Raw genomic sequence first — 21,347 nt, 5'->3', positions numbered from 1 at the left:
GCATGACCGGTACGGCACCCGGGGTGATCGAGTCCTTCCGGGCCACCCCCCGCTCGGTCCGGTATCTGCTGGCGGGCGTCTTCGTCAACCAGCTAGGCGCCTTCGTCCAGATGTTCCTCGTGCTCTACCTGGTGCATCGTGGCCTGTCCGTCAATCAGGCCGGTCTGAGCCTGAGTGTCTTCGGCATCGGGGCGGTGGCCGGCACGGTGCTCGGGGGTGAGCTGACCCATCGCCTCGGCAGCCGCGCCACCATCGCCGTGACCATGGTCGGCTCCGCCCTGCTGATCGGGCTCATGCCCTGGGTGAGTACGCCGGGCCGCTATCCGGCGCTGTTGACGGTCACCGCGCTGGCCGGGATGGCCACCCTCGCCTACCGGCCGGCCGCCGCCGCGATGCTCAGCGACCTGATGCCCGAGCAGCACCGGGTGATGGCCTTCTCGATGATGCGGATCGCGATGAACGCCGGAACGGCGGTGAGTCCGCTGCTGGCCGCAGCGGCGATCGCGGTCAACTGGCACCTGCTGTTCTGGATCAACTCCCTCACCGCCCTGGCGTACGCCGTACTGGCCATCACCCTGCTGCCCGGTCGGAGCCGCCCCGCAGAGCGGCCGGACTCGGCTGAGGGCGCTAGCGCCCCGGCGGCCGGGTACCTGACCATGCTGCGTGACACCCGGTTCCTGGTCTACCTGGCGGCGATGCTGCTCAGCTCGATGATCTACGCCCAGTTCACCGCCGTACTGCCGCTGAGCCTGGCGGCGGCCGGTCATCCCGCCGTCATCTACAGCGCCGTGCTCACCCTGGCCTCGGTCATCCTGATCACCTGCGAGCTGAAGGTCACCACGGTGGTGCGGCGCTGGCCACCGGGGATCGCCGGCGGCCTGGGCACCCTGCTGTTCGCCGGGGGGATCGCCGGGTACGGCCTGCCCGGCGGGTCGCTGACCCTGGTAGGCATCTGCACCTTCGCCCTGGTCGCCGGCATGATGATCAGCGGGCCGACCATGTTCGCCCACGCGGCGACCGCACCCGCCCCGGTCAAGGGCCGCTACATCGGGGTGGCCCAGACCATGTACGGCCTGGGATTCGCCCTCGGCCCCGCGGTGGGCCTGCTGGCCTGGAACCGGATCGGGGTCGGGGTCTGGCTCCTCTGTGCGGTCACCGGGGTGTTCTCCGCGGCCTGTGCGGCGATCGGCGTCCGGCGCCCCTTCAGCGCCACCGCCGAGCAGCCGAAGGTCGACTCCGCCCTGTCCGGGCCGCCCAGGTCGGTCCGGGGGGTGGTCCTCAAGCGCCGCTGGTAGCGGTCAGTGCTGGGCGGTCGGTGAGGGGGTGGCGCTGCCGCCCTGGGGCGCCTCGTACGCCATCAGCTCCGCGATGGCCGCCCGGTCGGCGGTCGACGGCAGACCCCAGCCCGGGCGGTACCCGTACACCTCCCGTAGTGGGGTGGAGGTGGTCCGGCCGCCGAGGATCTCCACGGCATCGGTGTCGATCAGAGCGGGATGTTCGACACCGCAGGCCTCGGCCACCTTCATCAGGTCCCGCCGCAGGGTCTTGACGTAGTGCGCGGCGCGCACCGCCTTGGAGGCCGGGTGCAGGCCCCGGGTCAGCCAGGCGTTCTGGGTGGCCACCCCGGTCGGGCAGGTGTCGGTGTGGCACTTCTGGGCCTGGATGCAGCCGATCGCCAGCATCGCCTCCCGGCCGACGGCCACCATGTCGCAGCCGAGGGCGAAGGCGACGGTGGCGTTGTCCGGCAGGCCCAGCTTGCCGGAGCCGACGAAGACCACCTGCTCGTGCAGGTCACGTTCGGCGAAGGTGGCGTAGACCCGGGTGAAGCCCTGCTGGAACGGCAACGACACGGAGTCGGTGAAGATCAGTGGGGCGGCACCGGTGCCGCCCTCGCCGCCGTCGACGGTGACGAAGTCGATCCCACGGTCGGTGTCCCGCATCAGATCGGCCAGTTCGGTCCAGAAGTCCAGGTCACCGACGGCGGACTTGATGCCGACCGGCAGGCCGGTCTCGGCGGCCAGCAACTCCACCCAGTCGAGCAGGCTGTCGCAGTCGGAGAACTCGGCATGCCGGGACGGGCTCACGCAGTCCCGGCCGACCGGGACGCCCCGGGTGGCGGCGATCTCCGCGGACACCTTGGCCCCCGGCAGCAGCCCGCCCAGGCTGGGCTTGGCACCCTGGCTGAGTTTGATCTCCAGCGCCCGTACCGGGGCCTCGGCCACCAGGTCCTTCAGCCGGGCCAGGTCGAAGCGGCCCCGCTCGTCCCGGCAGCCGAAGTACGCCGTACCGAGCTGGAAGATCAGTTCCCCGCCGTGCCGGTGGTACGGCGACAGCCCGCCCTCACCGGTGTTGTGCAGACACCCGGCCAGCGCCGCGCCCCGGTTCAGTGCCTCCACCGCCGGCCCGGACAGCGAGCCGAAACTCATCCCGGACAGGTTCACCACGGACTCCGGTCGGAAGGCGCGGGCCCGTCCCCGGGCCGCCCCGAGCACCTTCGCGCACGGCAGCCGTACCTCGTGCCCGAGGGCCGGGGCGGAGGGCGGTACCGCCCGGCCGAAGGTCCGGTGCTTGATGATCGGATAGCCGGGGGTGAACTCGATGTCGTTGTCGGTGCCGAACCCGAAGTAGTTGTTCTGCTGTTTGGCCGAGGCGTACACCCAGCGTCGCTGGTCCCGGGTGAAGGGCCGCTCCTCGTTGTTGCCGGCCACTATGTACTGCCGCAACTCCGGCCCGATCGATTCGAGCAGGTAGCGGGCTCGGCCCAGCAGGGGAAAGTTGCGCCGCAACGCGTGTTCGCGTTGCAGCAGGTCACGGGTGGCGACGGCGGCGAGCGCGGCGACGGCTGCCGGTACGGCGTGGCGGGCCCATCTCATCTCGGCACACTTTCCGCCGCCGGGCCGGATCAAACGTCCACCGAGCTCAGGCCGGCCACGTTTCCTGACTCAGCCACCCGGGTAGGTCGGGCCGGACGTTTCACCCGCCCCCGTGGAGGACCTTTCGATGCGAGACAACTTCGGTGACGCGGTGGGGGACACCCTCCGCTCGATACTGCTCTTCCTGCCCCGCGCCGTCGCCTTCGTGGCGATCCTGGTGGCCGGCTGGCTGATCGCCAAGGCGGTCCTGAAACTGGTGGACCGGCTGCTGGAACGGGTCGGCTTCGACCGGGCCGTCGAACGCGGCGGCATCCGCCGGGCCTTGGCCGACTCCCGGTACGACGCCAGCGACATCGTCGCCCGACTGGCCTACTACGGGGTGCTGCTGCTCACCCTCTACCTGGCCTTCGGCATCTGGGGGCCGAACCCGATCTCCGACCTGATCGCCGGGGTCATCGCCTGGCTGCCGCGCGCCTTCGTCGCGATCGTCATCGTGGTCGTCGCCGCCGCGATCGCCAGCGCGGTGCGGGACATCATCTCCGGGGCCCTCGGCGGCCTGTCCTACGGCCGACTGCTGGCCACCATCGCCTCCGCCTTCATCCTCGGTCTGGGCATCATCGCCGCCCTCAACCAGATCGGTGTCGCCACCGCCGTGACCACCCCGGTGCTGATCGCCGTGCTGGCCACCGTCGGCGGGATCCTGGTCGTCGGGGTCGGCGGGGGCCTGGTCCGGCCGATGCAGAGCCGCTGGGAGTCCTGGCTGTCCCGCGCCGAGCAGGAGTCGCGCACCATCGCCGAGCACGCCCGCGCCTACTCCGCCACCCGCCGCGAAGCCGAGCAGCGTCCGACCGCCCCGGCCACCCCGGTCGGCACCGGGTCGGCGGCCCCGGTCCACCCCGACCCGGTCCACCCCGACCCGGTCACCTCCGCCCACCCGGACCCGGCCGCTCCGGTCCACCCCGACCCGGTCACCCCGGCCGCCGGTGTACCGACCGAGCCGACCTTCAGCGCGCCGCCCGCGTCGTCCCCGACCGATGCGGCTGCTTCGCGTGGTGACCGGGCCGGTGAGGTCGGTGCCTACGACGACCCGGAGGCCACCCAGGTGGTCAGCCTCCCGGGCGGCGACAGTGACCCGACGACCCCGCTGCCCCGGCAGGACGACCCGGAGGCCACCCAGGTCACCACGCCCGCGCCGGAGGTGCCGACCCAGCGCACCGCCGACGACAGCGAGTCGACCATCATCCTGCCCCGGCCGGACGACGAGACCCGCCGCTGAGACCCACGCGCAGGGCGGGGCCCCGGGTGGGGCCCCGCCCCCGTGTCCACAGGGGGCAGCGGCGAGCCGCGCCGCCGACTACCATCGCCGCCATGAACCGGCGACATTGATGCCCTGATCGAGGCCGTGGGCCGCCGACGGATGCCGTACCCGCCCATCCGTCGTCCCGTCCCACCCGGAAGGCCTCATGATCCCCAGCACCGCCGGGGGCCGCCGCCTGGCGTCCACCCTCTACGCGTACGCGTTCCTCACCGACCTGGTCCTGCTGTACCCGGTGTACGCCCTGCTGTTCGCCGACACCGGGCTCTCCGTCGGGCAGATCTCCTCGCTGTTCGTCATCTGGTCGGTGGCCGGCATCCTCCTGGAGGTGCCCTCCGGCGCGTGGGCCGACGCCACCTCCCGGCGGTTGATGCTCTGCCTGGGGCCGCTCTGCACCGCCGCCGGGTTCGCCCTGTGGGCGACCCTGCCCTCCTATCCGGCCTTCGCGTTCGGGTTCGTCCTCTGGGGAGCCGGTGCCGCCCTGGCCTCCGGTGCCCTGGAAGCCCTGGTCTACGACGAACTCGACCATCTGGGACTGGCGGACCGCTACGCCCGGGTCATCGGCCGGGCCCGCACGGCCGGCACCCTCGGCGTACTGGCTTCGATCCTGCTGGCCGGGCCGGTACTCGGGCAGGGTGGCTATCCCGCTGTCGGCCTGGCCAGTGTGGTGGCCTGCCTGGCGGCCGCCGCCGTCGCCGTCGGCTTCCCCGAGCACCGGCACCTTGCCGCCGCGTCGACCGGGCAACAGGCACAGGCCGGGTCCGCCGACGAGCCCGGCTGGTGGCAGGGCCTGCGCAGCGGCCTGGTCGAGGCCCGACAGGATCCAGGGGTACGGCTAGGGGTGCTGCTGGTGGCGGCGGTGACCGCGATCTGGGGTGCGCTTGAGGAGTACACCCCGCTGCTGGCCCGGGACACCGGGGTCGCCCTGACCACTGTGCCGTTGCTGCTTCTGCTGCTGACGGTCGGCCAGGTGGCCGGTGGGCTGCTGGCCCCGGTCGGCGAACGGCTGAGCACCCGGGGGTACGCCGTCCTGCTGGCCGCCTCGGCGTCGGCCCTGGCCGGCGGGGCGTTGCTGCGGCATCCGGCCGGCTTTCTGCTGCTGGCCGGGGCGTTCTGCGGATTCCAGCTCGCCTCGGTGCTGGCCGAGGCCCGGTTGCAGGCCCGGATCACCGGCACCCGCCGGGCCACGGTCACCTCGCTGGCCGGAATGGCCACCGAAGTGATCACCATCGCCACGTACATCGGGTTCGGTGTGCTGGCCACCGTGGGCGGCAACGGCACGGCCTTCGCCCTGGCCGCCCTGCCGTACCTGCTGATCGCGGTGCTGATCCTCGGGGGCGGTCGGTGGCGCCTGGTGCCTTCCCGCGGCTGCCGGCCTGAGGGCGGTCGGGGTCAGGGCCGGTCGACGTCCAGGTAGACCCAGCGTCCGTCCTCGCGGACGAAACGGCTGCGCTCGGTCATCGTGGCGGCGCCAGCATTGTCGCGGTAGTGGGCGCGGAACTCGACCGTGCCGGTGCTGTCGAACAAGCCGCCCTGCTCGGTGCCGACGATCTCAAGGCCGGTCCACCGTTGGCCGGGATCCAGGATCAGCCGCGCCGGCCGGGTGCTGCTGTGCCAACTGTGCCGCAGGTAGTCCGGGTCACCGACGGCGAAGGCGGCGTACCGGGAACGCATCAGGGCCTCCGCGGTCGGTGCCTGCGCCGCACCCCGATGCAGTCGTCCGCAGCAGTCCCCGTACGGCAGACCCTGCCCACACGGGCACACTCCCACCGGATCGGGTCGGGGCGCTGATCTGCTGTCACGTCGGGCCATGGCCCCATCCTCGCCGGGCCCGCCGAACCCGGATCCGCCGGGGTACACCCCTGCACCCCACCGGCCTGGTCTCCGTCGGGGATCCCGGCGCCTAGAGGGTCGCGGCCTCGGCCGCGTGACGACGGCGTCGGGCCAGGATGACCGCCCCGCCGAGCGAGGTGAGCAACAAGGTGGCACCGGCCGCCAGGATGCCCACCCCGCCGTCGTCGGCCCGACCCCCGGCCTGCGCGCCGCCGATCGGGGTCACCGTGAAGGTTGCCCTGCCGCCCGGCGTACCGTCGCCGCAGGTGGCCGCCACGGTGTACGTACCCACTGTGAAACCGGCCGTGAACAGGTCCGCGCTCAACCCGCCGCCTGCCCTGGCGGTGGTGGACCGGACATTCTGGTCACGATCGGGGCCGGTGACATGAAAGAGCGCGTCACCGGAATTCGGGCCGCAGGTCGTCGCGGTGAGCACGGCGGTGCCACCGACCGGGGTGGTCGCCGGCGACACGGTGGTGTCGGCCAGCGCGGCACCCGGCAGGATCAGGGCCCCGAGCGCTAGACCAACCGCTGCCGGTACGAGGACTGTGGTCGCCTTCATCCGCCTCTTCCCTCACTTTCGTCCGCTGCCTGCACGAGACGCTGTTCGGGGGGCCACCTCCGCTTTCACCAACACTATTGGCCCCGGCCCTCTGACTCGGCCAGAACATCGCCGCCTCTCGCCTCTGTCGGCAGAGCCGCCGCGCGTCCCCGTCCCGCCCTCCGCCCGGTTGACGCCTTGATCGACTCCGTTACGCCGAGATGGCGGTTTCCCAGCGACACGGACCCCGCCGTTTCGGCGTAACGGCGTGGGCCAGTTGCCGTCCCGTCGCTGCACGGGGCGTCCGCCCAGCCACCGTCGATCCGCGCCCGGAGGAGGATCCTGGCCGCCTGGCATGGGTCGCCGGGCCTGCGGGCTCGTATCGTCTGCCCGCTGACCGCCCCGATGTCCGGTTCTGCGGTCGGATCGGCCCGCCTGCGGCGGAATCCACGACGGGCCGGGGGCGTTGTGCCCACCGACGAATCGAGTAGGACGGGCCAACCGGCCTCGGCCTCACAGGTCTAACCGACCGGACCCCGATTCGAACCGACCGGGCCCCGCCCCCCGGCCTGCGGGAATGGTGGCGGCTGGCGGGTGGTTGGACATCCCTGACCGGCCGATGTAGGCCGCCTGAGCTGGGCAGATGGCTCCGTGAGTGTCTGGCCCGGCGGGAATGGTGGCGGGCGGCCGGTCGTTGGACATGGTCCCGGCGCCGCGAAGGGCCAATGCCTCGTGCGAGGGCCCTTAGGTCCGTGAAGGGCCCCGCCCTCGTGAAGGCCCCCCGGGGTCTCGTGCGTGAAGTGCCCCGGTCTCGTGTGTCAGCCGGTGATTCTTTCCCCTTGTTCTTTCAGCGCCTGATGGCGTTTGCACGCACCCGATCCCCCTTTCGTGGTGTGTGTCTACCCCCGAATGGAGCTTGGTCATGACTTCGATCTTCCGTAACAGTGTGCTCGGTATTGCTGGTGTGGCCCTCGCCGGTGGTGTCTTCGCCGGCCCGGTGGCTGCTCAGGCGGACGCCACTCCGGTGAAGTCGAGTCCGGTGGCCGCGGTGCAGGCTGACAAGCCGGACACGGGCAAGTTGATTCCGCATGGTGTGCAGGGCAGGCAGTCTCGCATCGATCTGGACGCTGAGCAGGTCGCGAACACGAAGGCGATCATCGCGGCCACGAAGAAGAACGGTATGGACGAGCGTGCCGCGGTGGTGTCGATCGCGACGGCGTTGCAGGAGTCGAAGTTGGAGAACCTGGGTCATCTGGGTGACCGCAACGATCATGATTCGCAGGGTTTGTTCCAGCAGCGTCCGTCCAGTGGTTGGGGCACGGTGGAGCAGATCACCGATCCGGAGTACTCCACGACCGCGTTCCTGAAGGGTTTGAAGCAGGTTGATGGTTGGCGGGACATGCCGTTGACCAAGGCCGCGCAGACCGTGCAGGTGTCGGCGTATCCGGACCACTACGCCCAGTGGGAGCAGCAGGCCGCTGACCTGGTAGCCCAGCACTGGAACAGCTGACCCGACAGACATTCCTCCACAGGGGGAGCAGGAAACCGTTGGCCGGCACCCGAACCCCGGGCGCCGGCCAACGGCCGTCTACACCCCGCCGACGCCATCGATCCCGCCGACATTCACAGAGCCCGCCGATATCCACGAAGCCGCCGCGCGGGCCGGTTCTGCAACACCTCGGGCCAGCGGATAGCTGCAGCGGTGAAGTGTTAACAAGGGACCCTTTCCCTACCGCAGGCGTTAACCGGGGGCCCTTCCTTGCACCTCGGTGGGGGTGTGGAAGCGTGGGTGGGGGAGGTGGGCCGGTTGGATGAGGTTGATCTCGCCCTGGTCGGTGGAGGTGGCGCCGCGTCGCTCGTGTTGGCCGCCCTGGCCCGGCATGGGGTGCAGGATCTGCGGGTCGCGGTCGTCGATCCGGTCCATCGGCGCGGCCAGGACCGGACCTGGGCTTTCTGGGACCGGCCGGGCAACGACCTGGACGAGTTGCTCAGCGCCAGTTGGTCGCGGGTCGAGGTGGTCACCGCCCAGACGCACCGCACCCTGGACGTGGCCCCGCTGCGGTACGCGATGCTGCGGTCCGCCCCGATCTACGACCGGGCTGCCGAGGCCGAACGGCGCCTGAGGGTCACCCGGGTGCTCGCCAGTGCCGACACCTTGTCCGACCACGGCGACGGGGTGCTGGTGGGCGGCGACGCGGATCGGCCGGTGTTGCGTGCCGGTTGGGTGCTGGACTCCCGGCCCCGGCCTCCGGAGCGACCCGGGCGGACGAACTGGTTGCAGCATTTCCGGGGCTGGTGGCTGGAGACCGACCGGCCGACCTTCGACCCGGCCCGGGCCGTGCTGATGGACTTCCGTACCCCGCAGCCGACCCGGGGGGTGTCCTTCGGGTACGTGCTGCCGGTCAGCGACCGGTACGCCCTGGTCGAGTACACCGAGTTCTCCCCGCACCTGCTCACCGGGGCGGCCTACGACCGGGCCCTGGCCGGCTACTGCGACCTGCTCGGTCTGGACCCGGCCCGGTTCACGGTCGCGGAGGTGGAGAACGGGGTCATCCCGATGACCGACGGACCCTTCGTCGCCCGGCCCTCGCCTCGGGTGGTGCGCCTGGGCACCGCCGGGGGCGCCACCCGCCCGTCCACCGGGTTCACCTTCGCGGCCATGTACCGGCAGGCCGACCAGGTGGCCCGGGCACTGGCCGCCGGGCGGCCACCGGTTCCGGCCCCGGCGTACCCCCTTCGGCATCGTTGGATGGACGCGGTGGCGCTGCGGGCCCTGGACCGTGACCTGGTCGACGGGCCGGAGTTCTTCGGTCGACTGTTCGACCGCAATCCGGCCTCGCGGGTGCTGCGGTTCCTCGACGGGGACACCACAGTGGCCGAGGATCTGGCGGTGATGCGGTCGACCCGGCTGCTGCCGATGCTGACCGCCACCGTGGGCGATGCCGGCGACCGGCTGGGCCAGCGGATCGTACGGTCGCCTCGACCGGCCTGGACGGTGCCGCCGCCGGTCGTCGGATCCGACCCTCCACCGGGCCGGTCGGCGGAGGAGGCCGCCGGTGAGGGCGAGCGGGGTTCGCCGGTTCGCTGACCCGCGCGGCCGGTCGTTCGTCGGCGCGGGCGGCTTCGGTAGGTTGGGCGTCATGGCGGACGAGGGGACCGGCCGGGTCGTGCAGATCTGGACCGACGGCGCGTGCAGCGGCAATCCCGGCCCGGGTGGCTGGGGCGCGGTGCTGCGCTACGGCACCCACGAGCGGGAGATCTGCGGCGGGGAGGCCGCCCCGACCACGAACAACCGGATGGAGCTGACCGCCGCCATCAAGGCCCTGGAGAGCCTGACTCGGCCGGTCACGGTCGAGTTGCACACCGACAGCACGTACGTGCGTAACGGCATCACCAGTTGGCTGGCCTCCTGGAAGCGCAACGGCTGGCTGACGGCGGGCAAGCAGCCGGTGAAGAACGCCGACCTGTGGCAGCAGTTGGAGGCGGCCTGCTCCCGGCACCGGGTCACCTGGCTGTGGGTCAAGGGCCACAACGGGCATCCGGAGAACGAGCGGGCGGACGCCCTGGCCAACCAGGGGATGACCGAGGCCCGGGCCGCCCGGGTGTGACCCGCCGCCCCTAGCAGGCTTGTCGCGCTGCCGGTCGACACTGGCCGCAGCCAGCGCAAGAAGGCAGGGTCAGCGTCGCCGGGTGCGGCGGGGGGTCAACGGCAGGGCCGACCAGTGGGCGGGCCGGTCCAGCCCGGCCGGTAGCCGGGTCTGCCGGTCACCGCGGGCCGCGTCGACCTGGGCCTGGTGCAGGAACAGAGCCTCGGACAGGTCCGCGCCCCGCAGGTCCGCCCCGCGCAGATCGGCGCCGGTCAGGTCGGCTCGGGCCAGGTCCGCACCGCGCAGGTCCGCCCCGATCAGGGTCGCGCCGCGCAGGTTGGCCCCCCGCAGGTCCACCCGGCGCAGGTCCCGGCCGACCAGCACGGCACCCCGATGGTCGGCACCGCCGCGGACGCGGGCCAGTTCGGCGGTACGCGACAACAGCACGTTGAGCTTCGCGCGGTGCTCGTCGAGGTCGAGGGCCAGCAGGTCCTGCGGGCTGCCGGCGGCCAGGGCGTCGGTCTCGGCCTGTGCGGCGGACAACTGTGCGGCCAGTTCGGCCGGTGGCCCCAACCGCAGTGCCTCGGTCAGGTACCACAGCAGTTCGTGCAGGGACCGCATCACCGCGAAGACGTCGAACATCTGGGCGGCCTGCTCCGGTGCGGAACGCCAGTCCCGTCCGCCGTAGGTCTGCTGGGCCACCCGCTGACCGGCGCCGAAGCAGTCGAAGACGGTGCACCCGGCGAAGCCGCGCTCGCGTAGCTGGGGGTGGATGCCGCAGCCGAAGTCGGCGTCCAGGTTGCGGCACGGCTGCCCGGCGGGTTTGTCGACCGCGAAGTCGGCCGACGCGGCGAAGGCCGGGGCGACGCAGCAGAGCCCGAAGCAGCGGGCACAGTCGGCCCGCAACCCACTCGCCACCGTCATCCCCGCCACCCTTGCCCGCCCTCGCTCGCTGAACGCCGCCACCAATTGTCCTCGCCGGACCAGCCCGGTCACCCGCCGGGTCAGCTGCGGGCATCGGTGTCGACCAAGGGGCGTTGACCGGTACGGGCCCAGCGCAGCAGGGCGGCGAAGGACAGTGCGGCGGTCACCGCCCCACCGGCGAGCCGTACCCGGTGCCCGGCGACGAACTCGTCGGCGACCTGGCGCAGGTACTCCGGTGAGTGGGTGCCGGCCGGGTCGACGAACATGATCTCGTTGCGGGGCCAGAAGAAGACCACCGAGAACAGGAACTCGCAGGCGACGAAGACCACGGTCGCGGCGACTATCCACCACCGTAGACCTCGCTGACGCCAGGTGAGCACCGTGGCGGCGACGCTCAGCAGCACCACGGAGGCGCCCAGCGGGGGAAAGTAGTCGCTGGGGCCACTGACGGCGAGGAACTCGCGGGCCCGGTCCAGGGAGGCCGGTGGGTCGTGGAAGACGTTCGGGTAGAGCATCACCGTCTCGGCCGCCACCCCGCCGAACGACATCATGGCCGCCCAGGTCAGGCCGACGAGGGCCGACCAGATGAGTTTGCCGCGCACCGCATCCTCCCCGCGTTCCGGTGCCCTGCCGGGCACATCGAGCTGCTGCGTGGCCAACGCTAGGGAGAATCGGGGGTGGCGCCTGCCGTCCGTCGACCCGAACACCTGTCGCCTGTCGACGTACGCCGGCCCCGGTCGGGCACGCCGCCGGGCGTACCCGACGGTAGATGGGGGACCGGGGTGATCACCTGGCCCGTTCGGCGGCGACCAGTTCTCGGGTGGCCGGTGCCACCTCGGCGGCGAACCGGCGCAGGTCCTCGGGGTCGTCGCTGCTCAGGATGAAGGTGCTGATTCCCTCGGTCAGGGTCAGGTCGGCCAGTTCCTCGGCCCACTGCTCCGCCGGGCCGTGCAGTGGGCCCTGGCCGGTCGAGGTGAACCGTCCGTCGATGTTGAGCAGGCGGCGTACCTCGGCGGGGGAGCGGCCGGCGGCGGTGGCGGCCTCGTCGATGATGGCGTTGCCCTTGGCCAGGTCGCCGGGTTGCAGGTAGGGCAGCGAGGGTAGCCACCCGTCGGCGCGGCGTCCGGTCAGCGCGAGCATCCGAGGCTTGTACGCCCCGAGCCAGATGGGGACGTCGTGGGCCGGGGCCGGGCCGCGCTTGGCGCCGATCAGCCGGTAGAACTCGCCGTCCACCCGTACGCCGCCCCGGGTCTCGGTGTCCCAGATCTGACGGATGACCTCGATCGCCTCCTCCAGGGCCCGTACCGCCTGACCGGGGGCCAGCCGCCGCCCACCCATCGCCTCGATGGCGTCCCAGAACCCTCCCGCGCCCAGGCCGAGCGCGATCCGACCCTCGCTGAGCAGGTCGAGGCTCGCGGCGGCACGGGCCAGCACCGCCGGTGGCCGCAGCGGCAGGTTGGTCACGTTCGCGGACAGGTGTATCCGGCTGGTCCGGGCCGCCACGAAGCTCATCAGGGTCCAGGTGTCCAGGAAGGCGGGCTGGTAGGGATGGTCCTGGAAGGTCACCAGGTCGAGCCCGACCTCCTCGGCGAGCACGGCGAGCCGGACCGGTTGTGTCGGGTCGGCGTTGCCGGGGGTCAGGAACGATCCGAAGATCAGGTCGTGTCCGTAGTCGCTCATCGCGGTCGTCCTTCCTGAGAGCGGACCGCCAATGCTATGCCGGATAGAACATGTGTGTGCAATAAAATCTGTGATCTGGACTAAACTGTGGGCATGACCGGCGACGACCCCCACCCCGACCTGATCACCGACGACCTCGGGTGGATGCTCGGGGTCCTCTTCCGGGCCCACCTGCGCGGTGCCGAGCACACCCTCGGTGACCTGCCCGGTGGGCCACGCGGCTACCAGGTGCTCGTCGCCGCCGACCGGAAGCCGGCCCGTAACCAGGGCGCGATCGCCGAGGAGTTGGGCATCGACCGCACCGTGCTGACGTACCTGATCGACGACCTGGAGCGCGACGGGCTGGTGGCGCGCCGCCCCGACCCGGCCGATCGGCGTAGTCGGCTGGTGGTCCCCACCGAGGCCGGTCGGGCGGCGGCCCGGCAGCGGCGGGAGGCGCTGTGTCAGGTCGAGAATCGCCTGATGGCGGCGTTGACCGAGGAGGAGGGCGCCACCCTGCGGGCCCTGCTGCGCCGGGCGGCGTGCGCGGCCCAGGCGGTCGACCCGTTGACCGACCTGTGCGCGGTGGCCGAGGAGGCGGCCGACCGGGCACCGGCGCGGCGTCGTCCGGCGGCCCGCTCCACCCCGCGCAGCGGGACCACCCGCCGCCCCACTTCGCCGTAGCCTGCACGAGGTGCGGATAACCAAGTACACCCACTCCTGCGTCCGGCTCGAACACCACGGCCGGGTGCTCGTCATCGACCCCGGCACCTGGAGTGAGCCCCGCGCCCTGGCCGGCGCGGACGCCGTACTGGTCAGCCACGAACACATCGACCACATCGACGTGCTGCGGTTGGCCGGTCTGGGAGTGCCGGTCTTCGTACCGGAGGGTGCCGTGCTGCCGGAACCGGTCCACCTGCCGGTGACCCGGGTGCGGCCGGGGCAGGGGTTCACCGCCGCCGGGTTCGAGGTGACCGCGGTCGGTGGCCGGCACGCCACCATCCACGGCGGGCAACCCGACTGCGCCAACCTGGGCTATCTGGTCGACGAGGCGGTCTACCACCCGGGCGACTCGCTGCACCCGCCCGGCCGACCGGTGCGGACCCTGCTGGTCCCGGCGCAGGCCTCCTGGCTCAAGCTCACCGAGGCGATCGACTTCGCCACCGCGGTCGGCGCCGCCGAGGTGTTCCCGATCCACGACGCCCAGCTCAACGACCGGGGCCTGGCCAGCGTCAACGGCTGGTTCGCCGAGACCGTCCCCGGCTACCGCTACCTGGCCCCGGGCGAGACCGCCTGAGAGAAACCCCGGTCGCGTACGGGATCGGCGCAGGCCCGCCCACCGCCGGGCGGGCCGGATACCCTCGGCGAGGGCCACAGCAGGAGACGTGCGATGAGCGACGAGACAGTGTCCACCATGCCGGCCGTGTTCTTCGGCCACGGCAGCCCGATGAACGCCCTGGAGGTCAACCGGTACACCGCCGCCTGGCGGGCCTTCGGGCAGTCGGTGCCCCGACCCCGGGCGATCCTGGTGGTCTCCGCCCACTGGTACATCGGCGCCACCGCGGTCACCGCGATGCCCCGCCCGAGAACGATCCACGACTTCTACGGCTTCCCGCAGGAACTGTTCGACATCCGCTATCCCGCCCCGGGCCTGCCCGAGCTGGCCGAAGAGGTCAGCGAGGTGGTGCACCCGACCTGGGTGGGAGCCGACCTGGACTCCTGGGGCATCGACCACGGCACCTGGTCCGTGCTGGTGCACGCCTTCCCCCAGGCGGACATCCCGGTCGTACAACTGAGCATCAACGCCTTCAAGGGCCTCGACTACCACCTGGAGCTGGGCGCGAAGCTGGCCCCGCTGCGGGAGCGGGGCGTCCTGGTGGTGGCCAGCGGCAATGTCGTGCACAACCTGGGCGGGGTCGACCGCCGCCTGCTCGACCAGGGCTTCGACTGGGCCCGACGCTTCGACGAGGCGGCCAAGGCGACGATGCTCGAGGACCCGACCGAGGCCGGGCGCCTCGACGCCCACCGCGACTTCGGGCTGGCCGTGCCGACCCCGGACCACTTCATCCCGCTGCTCTACCTGGCCGGTCTGGCCGGGGCGGCCGGGCAGGGCACCGAGGTGCTGGTCGACGGGTACGCCTACGGGTCGCTGTCGATGACCGCGTACACCCTGGGTCTTCCCGGCCGGGCCACCGAGCCCCTGGCCGGCGCGCCGACCCTGCCCGAGGCGGTGCCGGCGGACTCCGCCAACATCTGAGCGGCCCTGGTCACCGCCGCCCGCCAGGCCGCCCTGGTCCGCCCCACCGGATAGGGTCCCCGGGCAGCATCTCGCGTACCTGGAGGAAGACCTGATGGCCCCGGACCACCTCGACGTGCTCATCGTGGGCGCCGGGCTGTCCGGCATCGGGGCGGCCTGCCAGCTGCGTCGGCACCGCCCGGACAAGACCTTCGCCGTGCTGGAGGCCCGCGACGAGGTCGGCGGCACCTGGGACCTGTTCCGCTATCCGGGCGTACGCTCCGACTCCGACATGTTCACCCTCGGCTACTCCTTCGCCCCCTGGCGGGCCCCGAAGGCGATCGCCGAGGGCGCGACGATCCTCGACTACCTGCGCCGTACCGCCGAGGAGTACGACGTCACCCGGCACATCCGGTTGGGGCACCGGGTGGTGCGGGCCGACTGGGACAGCCGGCAGGGCCGCTGGACGGTGCTGGTCCGCCGCCCCGACACCGCCGACCCGATCACCTTCACCTGCGCCTTCCTGTACGCCTGCACCGGCTACTACCGGTACGACGCCGGGCACACCCCCCACTTCGCCGGGCAGGACCGGTTCACCGGACGGATCGTGCACCCGCAGCACTGGCCGGTCGACCTGGACCTGCGCGACCGTCGGGTGGTGGTGATCGGCAGCGGCGCCACCGCGGTCACCCTGGTCCCGGCGCTGGCCCGGCAGGCCGCCGAGGTGACCATGCTGCAACGCTCACCCACCTACGTGCTGGCCTTGTCCGCCCGCGACGGATTCGCCGACGCCCTGCGTCGCCGGTTGCCGGCGCGGCTGGCCCACCCCCTGATCCGCTGGAAGAACCTCCTGGGGGTCACCCTGACCTACCAGTTCAGCCGGTGGGCCCCCGGGTTGATGCGTCGACTGCTGCGTCGGGGGGTGGCCCGCCGGCTACCGGCCGGCTACGACGTCGACCGGCATTTCCGCCCCCGCTACGACCCCTGGGACCAGCGGTTGTGTGTGGATCCCGACGGGGAGTTCTTCGCCACCCTGGCCGAGGGACGGGCCAGGGTGGTCACCGACACCATCGAGGGTTTCACCGCTACGGGCATCCGCCTGACCTCCGGCACCGAACTGCCCGCCGAGGTGGTGGTCACCGCCACCGGGCTGGACCTGCTGGCCCTGGGCGGAATCACCCTGCGGGTGGACGGTGTCGAGGTCGACCTGGCCCAGACGGTCGCGTACAAGGGCATGATGCTCTCCGGGGTGCCGAACTTCGCCCTGACCCTCGGCTACACCAACGCCTCCTGGACCCTCAAGGCCGACCTGGTGGCCGAGTACGTGTGTCGGCTGCTGCGTCACCTGGAGCGCACCGGCACCCAGGTCGTCACCCCCTCGGCCCCGCCGGACGACCGTCGGGCACCCCTGATCGGGCTCAGCTCCGGGTACGTACGCCGGGGAATCGAGCGCCTGCCCCGCCAGGGACACCGGGCGCCGTGGCGAGCGCACCAGAACTACCTGCGGGATCTGCTGCTGCTGCGCTTCGGGCGGCTCACCGATCCCGGAGTCCGATTCAGCCGGGTCGACTCGGCACCACGGAGGTCTGTCGATGCGTAGGTTCGACTTCACCGGCGGCACCGCCGTGGTCACCGGGGCGGCCGGCGGCATCGGCGCCGCCCTGGCCAGGGGCCTGGCCCGCCGCGGCAGCGACCTGGTCCTGCTGGACCGCGACCCCGAGGGCCTGGAGTCCCTCGCCGCCGAACTGCGCGCGGCCGGGCGGACGGTGCACACCCACCAGGTCGATCTGGCCGACGCGCAGGCCACCGCCGCCGTGGCCGAGCAGATCCGCGCTGAGCACCCCCGGCTGCGACTACTGGTCAACAACGCCGGGGTGGCCCTCGGTGGCCGCTTCGACGAGGTGACCTTCGACGAGTTCAGCTGGGTGGTGGAGGTGAACTTCCGGGCGGTGGCGCAACTGACCCACGCCCTGCTGCCGACCCTGAAAGCCGAGCCCGGGGCGCATCTGGTCGCCGTCAGCAGCCTGTTCGGGCTGATCGCCCCGGCGGGCCAGGTGGCCTACTCGGCCAGCAAGTTCGCGGTGCGCGGCTTCACCGAGGCGCTGCGCCACGAACTCGCCGCCGACGGCATCGGCGTCACCTGCGTACATCCGGGTGGGGTGCGGACCCGCATCGCCCGCGACGCCCGGGTGGGCAGCGGGGTGGACCGGGCCCGGTTCGAGGACGGCCGCCGACGCTTCGAACGGCTGCTGAGCATCGACCCGGCCATCGCCGCCGAGGCCATCCTGCGGGGGGTGGCCCGCCGTCGGGGTCGGGTCCTGATCGGCTGGTCGGCCCGACTGCCGGATCTGCTGGCCCGGGTGGCGCCGGCCGGGCATGGTCACCTGCTGGCCGCCCTGGGCCGGGCCGAGGCCCGAGGCACCGAGCCGGCCACCGGTCCCCGCTCCGCCGCGCTGCCGAAGTAGCGCACACCCCCGCCGGACCTGCTGAAACAGGTGGGGCGGATGATAGATACATGACGCATCCCTCGCCGAGTGGCCGGACCACCGTGCCCTCGGCCGCCGAACGCGCCTACCGACACCTGAAGCGAGCCATCCTGGAACAGGTCCACCCGGGCGGGTCGCTGGTCAGCGAGGGCGAGATCGCCGAGGCGACCGGGGTGTCGCGTACTCCGGTGCGGGAGGCGCTGCTGCGGCTGGAGACCGAGGGGCTGGTGCGGCTCTATCCCAAGCGGGGGGCGTTGATCCTGCCGGTCTCGGCCCGCGAGATCACCGATGTCATCGAGGCCCGCCGGCTGGTCGAGGTGCACGCCGCCGAGCAGATCTGGCCCCGACGCGCGGAGATCCGCGCCGACCTGGCCGCCCGGCTGGCCGAGATGCGCGCCGCCCACGCCGCCGGTGACCTGACCGCCCTGATGGCCGCCGACCGGGCCTTCCACGCCACCGTGGTCGACGCGGCCGGCAACGAGATCCTGGCCGAGCTGTACCAGCGGCTGCGGGACCGGCAACTGCGGATGGGGGAGACCACCTTCCGGCTCTCACCCCGCTGGGCGCAGATGGCGCTGACCGACCACGCCGCCCAGTTGGCCGCCCTCGACGGGGACGACCCCAGGCCCTGGCTGGCCACGGTGGCCGACCACATCGACAACGCCGCCCGCGCGCTGCGGGGCCTGCGATGAGCCCGACCGCCCCGCCGTCCGTGCCGCGCCGGCAGGCGATCCTGGTCTGGGGGGTGGCGCTGAGCGCGTACGTCGCCTCGGTGTTCCACCGCAGTTCCCTGGGGGTCACCGGGGTGGAGGCGACGCAGCGCTTCGAGATCAGCGCCGCGACCCTGGCCACCCTCACGGTCGCCCAACTCGGGGTGTACGCGCTGATGCAGGTGCCCGTCGGGATGCTGCTGGACCGGTACGGCTCCCGTCGCCTGCTGGTGACCGGCGGCGCCCTGATGATCGCCGGTCAACTCGGCTTCGCCCTCGTCACGGACGTACGCCTGGCCGTGGCGGCCCGGATCCTGGTCGGCCTCGGCGACGCGATGACCTTCATCAGCGTGCTGCGGATCGTGGCCTACTGGTTCCCGGGGCGCCGCAATCCGCTGCTGGTGCAGTTGACCGGCACCCTGGGGCAACTCGGCGCGGTGTTCGGCGCCGTACCCCTGGTGTTGTTGCTGGAGCACACCGGGTGGACCACGGCCTTCCTGACCGTCGCCGGGGTGTCCTCGGCGATCCTGCTGGTGGTCGTCGCCACCATCCGGGACAGCCCGGGCCGGGTGGCCGTGACCGTCGCCGCCACGACACCGCCGGGTGGGCTGCTGGCCGCCGCCTGGGCCCAGCCCGGCACCCGCCTGGGGCTGTGGACCCACTTCGTCTGCCAGTTCTCCGGCAGCGTGTTCGCCCTGCTGTGGGGCTTTCCGTTCCTGGTGCAGGGGCAGGGGCTCACCCCCACCGCGGCGGCCACCCTGCTCACCGTGCTGACCCTGGGGATGCTGGTGACCGGGCCGGCGGTCGCCTATCTGTGCGGCCGGTTCCCCCGACACCGTTCGGTGTTGGTCTTCGCCATCGTCGGGCTGACCGCGGCGACCTGGGCGGTGGTGCTGGCCTGGCCCGGACGGGCCCCCGGCTGGTTGCTTGTCGTGCTGGCCCTGGTGCTGGCCTTCAACGGTCCCGGTTCGCTGATCGGGTTCGACTTCGTCCGCACCTTCAACCCGGTGAACCGCATCGGCAGCGCCACCGGGATCGTCAACGTCGGCGGCTTCGTCGCGGCGATCATCCTGGTGCTCGCCGTAGGGGTGGTGCTCGACCTGGCCACCCCGGCCGGACAGAACGTGCCCGACCTGGACGCTTACCGGTGGGCCTTCGCGTTGCAGTACGTACTGTGGGCGGTGGGTGTGGTGCAGGTGCTGCGGTGGCGTAACGCCGCCCGACGTCGGTACGACGGGCCGCAGGCGTCCCTCGATCGCCCGGAAGCTGTGCTGGTGGGCGGTGGCGGCGGTAGGTTCGCCTCCGGGAATGATCGTCGGCACCGCCGGTTCTCCGGGGTGGCCGCAGTGCGTCGGCGCGGTGCGTCGGCGCGGAGGAGGAGGAAAGTGTGAGCCAGCAGGTCAGGGGCGTCATCTCGCGGAGCAAGGGCGCACCCGTCGAGGTCACCGACATCGTGGTGCCGGACCCGGGGCCGGGCGAGGCGGTGGTCCGGGTGCAGTCCTGCGGGGTCTGCCACACCGACCTGCACTACCGCGAGGGTGGCATCAACGACGACTACCCCTTCCTGCTCGGACACGAGGCCGCCGGCATCGTCGAGCAGGTCGGCGCGGGGGTCGACGGAATCGCCCCGGGCGATTTCGTGGTGCTCAACTGGCGGGCCGTCTGCGGCGAGTGCCGGGCCTGTCGCCGTGGCCGCCCGTGGTACTGCTTCGCCACCCACAACGCCGCCCAGAAGATGACCCTCACCGACGGCACCGTCCTCACCCCGGCCCTGGGCATCGGCGCGTTCGCCGAGAAGACCCTGGTGCACGCCGGCCAGTGCACCAAGGTGGACCCGGCCGCCCGGCCCGCCGCCGTGGGGCTGCTCGGCTGCGGGGTGATGGCCGGCCTCGGCGCGGCGATGAACACCGGCGGGGTGACCCGGGGCGACTCCGTGGCCGTGATCGGCTGCGGCGGGGTCGGTGACGCGGCGATCGCCGGTGCGCTGCTGGCCGGGGCGACGACGATCGTGGCGGTGGACACGGACTCCCGCAAGCTGGACTGGGCCCGGAAGTTCGGCGCCACCCACACCGTGAACGCCTCCGAGAGCGACCCGGTGGCCGAGATCCAGGCCGCCACCGGCGGGTTCGGCGCCGACGTGGTCATCGACGCGGTCGGTCGGCCGGAGACCTGGAAGCAGGCCTTCTACGCCCGCGACCTGGCCGGCACGGTCGTGCTGGTCGGGGTGCCCACCCCAGAGATGCGGGTCGAGCTGCCGCTGCTGGACGTCTTCGGCCGGGGCGGGGCGCTGAAGTCCAGCTGGTACGGCGACTGCCTGCCCAGCCGGGACTTCCCCATGCTCACCGAGCTCTACCTGCAGGGCCGCCTGGACCTGGACGCCTTCGTCACCGAGGAGATCGGCCTGGACGGGGTCGAGCAGGCCTTCGCCCGGATGCACCACGGCGACGTGCTGCGCTCGGTGGTGGTCTTCTGATGGCCGCCCGCATCGACCACGCCGTCACCTCCGGCACCTTCTCCCTGGACGGGCAGACCTTCGACGTCGACAACAACGTCTGGGTGGTCGGCGACGACACCGAGTGCCTCGTCATCGACGCCCCCCACGACGTGGAGGCCATCCTGAAGGTGGTCGCCGGCCGACGGGTCACCGCGATCGTCGCCACCCACGCCCACGACGACCACGTCCGGGTAGCCCCGCAGCTGTCCGAGGCCACCGGTGCGCCGGTGCTGCTGCACCCCGCCGACCGGGTGCTGTGGGACATGGTGCACCCCGACCAGCCGCCCGGCGGGGAGCTGCACGACGGCCAGCGGATCGAGGTCGGCGGCAGCACCCTGACCGTGCTGCACACCCCCGGGCACAGCCCCGGCGCGTGCTGCCTGCACGACTCCGCCCAAGAGGTCGTCTTCACCGGCGACACCCTCTTCGCGGGCGGGCCGGGTGCCACCGGTCGCTCCTACAGCGACTTCGGCACCATCATCGACTCCATCCGGGACCGGCTGCTCACCCTGCCGCCGCAGACCGTGGTGCACCCCGGCCACGGCGACAGCAGCACCATCGGCGCCGAGGCGCCGCAGCTGCCGCAGTGGCTGGCCCGGGGGCACTGACCTCGGCCGTTAATCCGGATGCGTCCGTACCACCGGTCGGGTGACCCTGTCGCGGTGGCATCCGTGACCGATCCTGAACGC

At 72.3% G+C, this 21,347-nt stretch carries 20 protein-coding genes and 1 pseudogene; 15 read left to right on the top strand and 6 right to left on the bottom strand.

Annotated features, from left to right (window positions below; translation table 11 throughout):
* The first annotated feature begins 2 nt into the window (after nt 1-2).
* Complete coding sequence (locus tag ABZ795_RS02670) at nt 3-1,295, top strand: MFS transporter (protein ID WP_357528224.1); 1,293 nt, start codon at nt 3-5, stop codon at nt 1,293-1,295.
* A gap of 3 nt (nt 1,296-1,298) precedes the next feature.
* Here ABZ795_RS02670 and ABZ795_RS02665 read toward each other — a convergent pair whose 3' ends face one another.
* Nucleotides 1,299-2,873 (bottom strand): FMN-binding glutamate synthase family protein, encoded by a 1,575-nt coding sequence (locus tag ABZ795_RS02665; RefSeq protein ID WP_357528222.1) that lies wholly within the window; start codon nt 2,871-2,873, stop codon nt 1,299-1,301.
* A gap of 127 nt (nt 2,874-3,000) precedes the next feature.
* Between ABZ795_RS02665 and ABZ795_RS02660 the strand changes: the two are divergent.
* A pseudogene (locus ABZ795_RS02660) lies at nt 3,001-3,717 on the top strand (hypothetical protein); the annotation flags it as partial.
* Between the two features lie 619 nt (nt 3,718-4,336).
* Nucleotides 4,337-5,605, top strand: a complete 1,269-nt coding sequence (locus ABZ795_RS02655; RefSeq protein WP_357528220.1) for an MFS transporter — start codon at nt 4,337-4,339, stop codon at nt 5,603-5,605.
* Here the strand turns inward: ABZ795_RS02655 and ABZ795_RS02650 are convergent.
* Both ABZ795_RS02650 and ABZ795_RS02645 read right to left on the bottom strand, forming a co-directional pair.
* Nucleotides 5,581-6,000, bottom strand: coding sequence for a YchJ family protein (locus tag ABZ795_RS02650; protein ID WP_327025848.1), 420 nt, complete (start codon nt 5,998-6,000; stop codon nt 5,581-5,583). The two genes, ABZ795_RS02655 and ABZ795_RS02650, sit on opposite strands and share 25 nt — an antisense overlap.
* Before the next feature lie 91 nt (nt 6,001-6,091).
* Nucleotides 6,092-6,583: a hypothetical protein gene (locus ABZ795_RS02645; RefSeq protein ID WP_327025849.1), complete on the bottom strand. Its 492-nt coding sequence runs from the start codon at nt 6,581-6,583 to the stop codon at nt 6,092-6,094.
* 901 nt (nt 6,584-7,484) lie between these two features.
* Here ABZ795_RS02645 and ABZ795_RS02640 point away from each other — a divergent pair.
* From ABZ795_RS02640 to rnhA, 3 genes are all read left to right on the top strand, one after another.
* Nucleotides 7,485-8,072: a hypothetical protein gene (locus ABZ795_RS02640; RefSeq protein WP_357528217.1), complete on the top strand. Its 588-nt coding sequence runs from the start codon at nt 7,485-7,487 to the stop codon at nt 8,070-8,072.
* Between the two features lie 288 nt (nt 8,073-8,360).
* Nucleotides 8,361-9,650 carry a lycopene cyclase family protein gene (locus tag ABZ795_RS02635; protein ID WP_357528334.1) on the top strand — a complete coding sequence of 430 codons (1,290 nt, stop codon included), beginning with the start codon at nt 8,361-8,363 and terminating at the stop codon, nt 9,648-9,650.
* Nucleotides 9,651-9,702: 52 nt separating this feature from the next.
* Nucleotides 9,703-10,170, top strand: coding sequence for a ribonuclease HI (rnhA, locus tag ABZ795_RS02630; protein ID WP_327025852.1), 468 nt, complete (start codon nt 9,703-9,705; stop codon nt 10,168-10,170).
* A gap of 69 nt (nt 10,171-10,239) precedes the next feature.
* On the opposite strand, the gene ABZ795_RS02625 is transcribed toward rnhA, so the two are convergent.
* The 3 genes from ABZ795_RS02625 to ABZ795_RS02615 form a co-directional block, all read right to left on the bottom strand.
* Nucleotides 10,240-11,073, bottom strand: coding sequence for a pentapeptide repeat-containing protein (locus ABZ795_RS02625; RefSeq protein ID WP_357528215.1), 834 nt, complete (start codon nt 11,071-11,073; stop codon nt 10,240-10,242).
* 80 nt (nt 11,074-11,153) lie between these two features.
* Nucleotides 11,154-11,732 (bottom strand): DUF1772 domain-containing protein, encoded by a 579-nt coding sequence (locus ABZ795_RS02620; RefSeq protein ID WP_357528213.1) that lies wholly within the window; start codon nt 11,730-11,732, stop codon nt 11,154-11,156.
* A 127-nt stretch (nt 11,733-11,859) separates the two neighbouring features.
* Nucleotides 11,860-12,753 carry an LLM class flavin-dependent oxidoreductase gene (locus ABZ795_RS02615; protein ID WP_357528211.1) on the bottom strand — a complete coding sequence of 298 codons (894 nt, stop codon included), beginning with the start codon at nt 12,751-12,753 and terminating at the stop codon, nt 11,860-11,862.
* 93 nt (nt 12,754-12,846) lie between these two features.
* Here ABZ795_RS02615 and ABZ795_RS02610 point away from each other — a divergent pair, with 93 nt between their 5' ends.
* The 9 genes from ABZ795_RS02610 to ABZ795_RS02570 all read left to right on the top strand — a co-directional run bounded on the left by ABZ795_RS02610 (nt 12,847) and on the right by ABZ795_RS02570 (nt 21,266).
* Entirely contained in the window at nt 12,847-13,416 is a 570-nt protein-coding gene (locus ABZ795_RS02610; protein WP_357528209.1) for a MarR family winged helix-turn-helix transcriptional regulator, read from the top strand.
* A 10-nt stretch (nt 13,417-13,426) separates the two neighbouring features.
* Entirely contained in the window at nt 13,427-14,029 is a 603-nt protein-coding gene (locus ABZ795_RS02605; RefSeq protein ID WP_357528208.1) for an MBL fold metallo-hydrolase, read from the top strand.
* Nucleotides 14,030-14,122: 93 nt separating this feature from the next.
* The gene (ygiD, locus tag ABZ795_RS02600) at nt 14,123-14,989 is read left to right on the top strand and encodes a 4,5-DOPA dioxygenase extradiol (RefSeq protein WP_357528206.1); all 867 of its coding nucleotides are present in this window, start codon (nt 14,123-14,125) and stop codon (nt 14,987-14,989) included.
* A 91-nt stretch (nt 14,990-15,080) separates the two neighbouring features.
* On the top strand, nt 15,081-16,568 hold the full coding sequence (locus ABZ795_RS02595) for an NAD(P)/FAD-dependent oxidoreductase (RefSeq protein ID WP_357528333.1): 1,488 nt from the start codon (nt 15,081-15,083) through the stop codon (nt 16,566-16,568).
* Entirely contained in the window at nt 16,561-17,433 is an 873-nt protein-coding gene (locus tag ABZ795_RS02590) for an SDR family oxidoreductase (protein ID WP_357528204.1), read from the top strand. Before ABZ795_RS02595 ends, ABZ795_RS02590 begins: the two co-directional genes overlap by 8 nt.
* A gap of 50 nt (nt 17,434-17,483) precedes the next feature.
* Nucleotides 17,484-18,146, top strand: coding sequence for a GntR family transcriptional regulator (locus ABZ795_RS02585; protein WP_357528202.1), 663 nt, complete (start codon nt 17,484-17,486; stop codon nt 18,144-18,146).
* Nucleotides 18,143-19,555 (top strand): MFS transporter, encoded by a 1,413-nt coding sequence (locus ABZ795_RS02580; protein WP_357528200.1) that lies wholly within the window; start codon nt 18,143-18,145, stop codon nt 19,553-19,555. The genes ABZ795_RS02585 and ABZ795_RS02580 overlap by 4 nt, the downstream gene beginning before the upstream one ends.
* The gene (locus tag ABZ795_RS02575) at nt 19,552-20,637 is read left to right on the top strand and encodes an S-(hydroxymethyl)mycothiol dehydrogenase (RefSeq protein ID WP_327025862.1); all 1,086 of its coding nucleotides are present in this window, start codon (nt 19,552-19,554) and stop codon (nt 20,635-20,637) included. The genes ABZ795_RS02580 and ABZ795_RS02575 overlap by 4 nt, the downstream gene beginning before the upstream one ends.
* Nucleotides 20,637-21,266 (top strand): MBL fold metallo-hydrolase, encoded by a 630-nt coding sequence (locus ABZ795_RS02570; RefSeq protein ID WP_357528198.1) that lies wholly within the window; start codon nt 20,637-20,639, stop codon nt 21,264-21,266. The genes ABZ795_RS02575 and ABZ795_RS02570 overlap by 1 nt, the downstream gene beginning before the upstream one ends.
* The last annotated feature ends 81 nt before the right edge of the window (nt 21,267-21,347 follow it).

Source organism: Micromonospora sp. NPDC047134, assembly GCF_040643455.1.
Taxonomy (GTDB): domain Bacteria; phylum Actinomycetota; class Actinomycetes; order Mycobacteriales; family Micromonosporaceae; genus Micromonospora.
Note: the sequence above shows the minus strand (reverse complement) of the source record. Positions and strands in the feature narration are given on the sequence as shown.

Bases quoted from the DNA above. Each gene is read 5' to 3' on its own strand.
- ABZ795_RS02670 (WP_357528224.1), top strand. From the start codon at position 3: ATGACCGGTACGGCACCCGGGGTGATCGAGTCCTTCCGGGCCACCCCC.
- ABZ795_RS02665 (WP_357528222.1), bottom strand. From the start codon at position 2,873: ATGAGATGGGCCCGCCACGCCGTACCGGCAGCCGTCGCCGCGCTCGCC.
- ABZ795_RS02655 (WP_357528220.1), top strand. From the start codon at position 4,337: ATGATCCCCAGCACCGCCGGGGGCCGCCGCCTGGCGTCCACCCTCTAC.
- ABZ795_RS02650 (WP_327025848.1), bottom strand. From the start codon at position 6,000: ATGGCCCGACGTGACAGCAGATCAGCGCCCCGACCCGATCCGGTGGGA.
- ABZ795_RS02645 (WP_327025849.1), bottom strand. From the start codon at position 6,583: ATGAAGGCGACCACAGTCCTCGTACCGGCAGCGGTTGGTCTAGCGCTC.
- ABZ795_RS02640 (WP_357528217.1), top strand. From the start codon at position 7,485: ATGACTTCGATCTTCCGTAACAGTGTGCTCGGTATTGCTGGTGTGGCC.
- rnhA (WP_327025852.1), top strand. From the start codon at position 9,703: ATGGCGGACGAGGGGACCGGCCGGGTCGTGCAGATCTGGACCGACGGC.
- ABZ795_RS02625 (WP_357528215.1), bottom strand. From the start codon at position 11,073: ATGACGGTGGCGAGTGGGTTGCGGGCCGACTGTGCCCGCTGCTTCGGG.
- ABZ795_RS02615 (WP_357528211.1), bottom strand. From the start codon at position 12,753: ATGAGCGACTACGGACACGACCTGATCTTCGGATCGTTCCTGACCCCC.
- ABZ795_RS02610 (WP_357528209.1), top strand. From the start codon at position 12,847: ATGACCGGCGACGACCCCCACCCCGACCTGATCACCGACGACCTCGGG.
- ygiD (WP_357528206.1), top strand. From the start codon at position 14,123: ATGAGCGACGAGACAGTGTCCACCATGCCGGCCGTGTTCTTCGGCCAC.
- ABZ795_RS02590 (WP_357528204.1), top strand. From the start codon at position 16,561: ATGCGTAGGTTCGACTTCACCGGCGGCACCGCCGTGGTCACCGGGGCG.
- ABZ795_RS02585 (WP_357528202.1), top strand. From the start codon at position 17,484: ATGACGCATCCCTCGCCGAGTGGCCGGACCACCGTGCCCTCGGCCGCC.
- ABZ795_RS02580 (WP_357528200.1), top strand. From the start codon at position 18,143: ATGAGCCCGACCGCCCCGCCGTCCGTGCCGCGCCGGCAGGCGATCCTG.
- ABZ795_RS02570 (WP_357528198.1), top strand. From the start codon at position 20,637: ATGGCCGCCCGCATCGACCACGCCGTCACCTCCGGCACCTTCTCCCTG.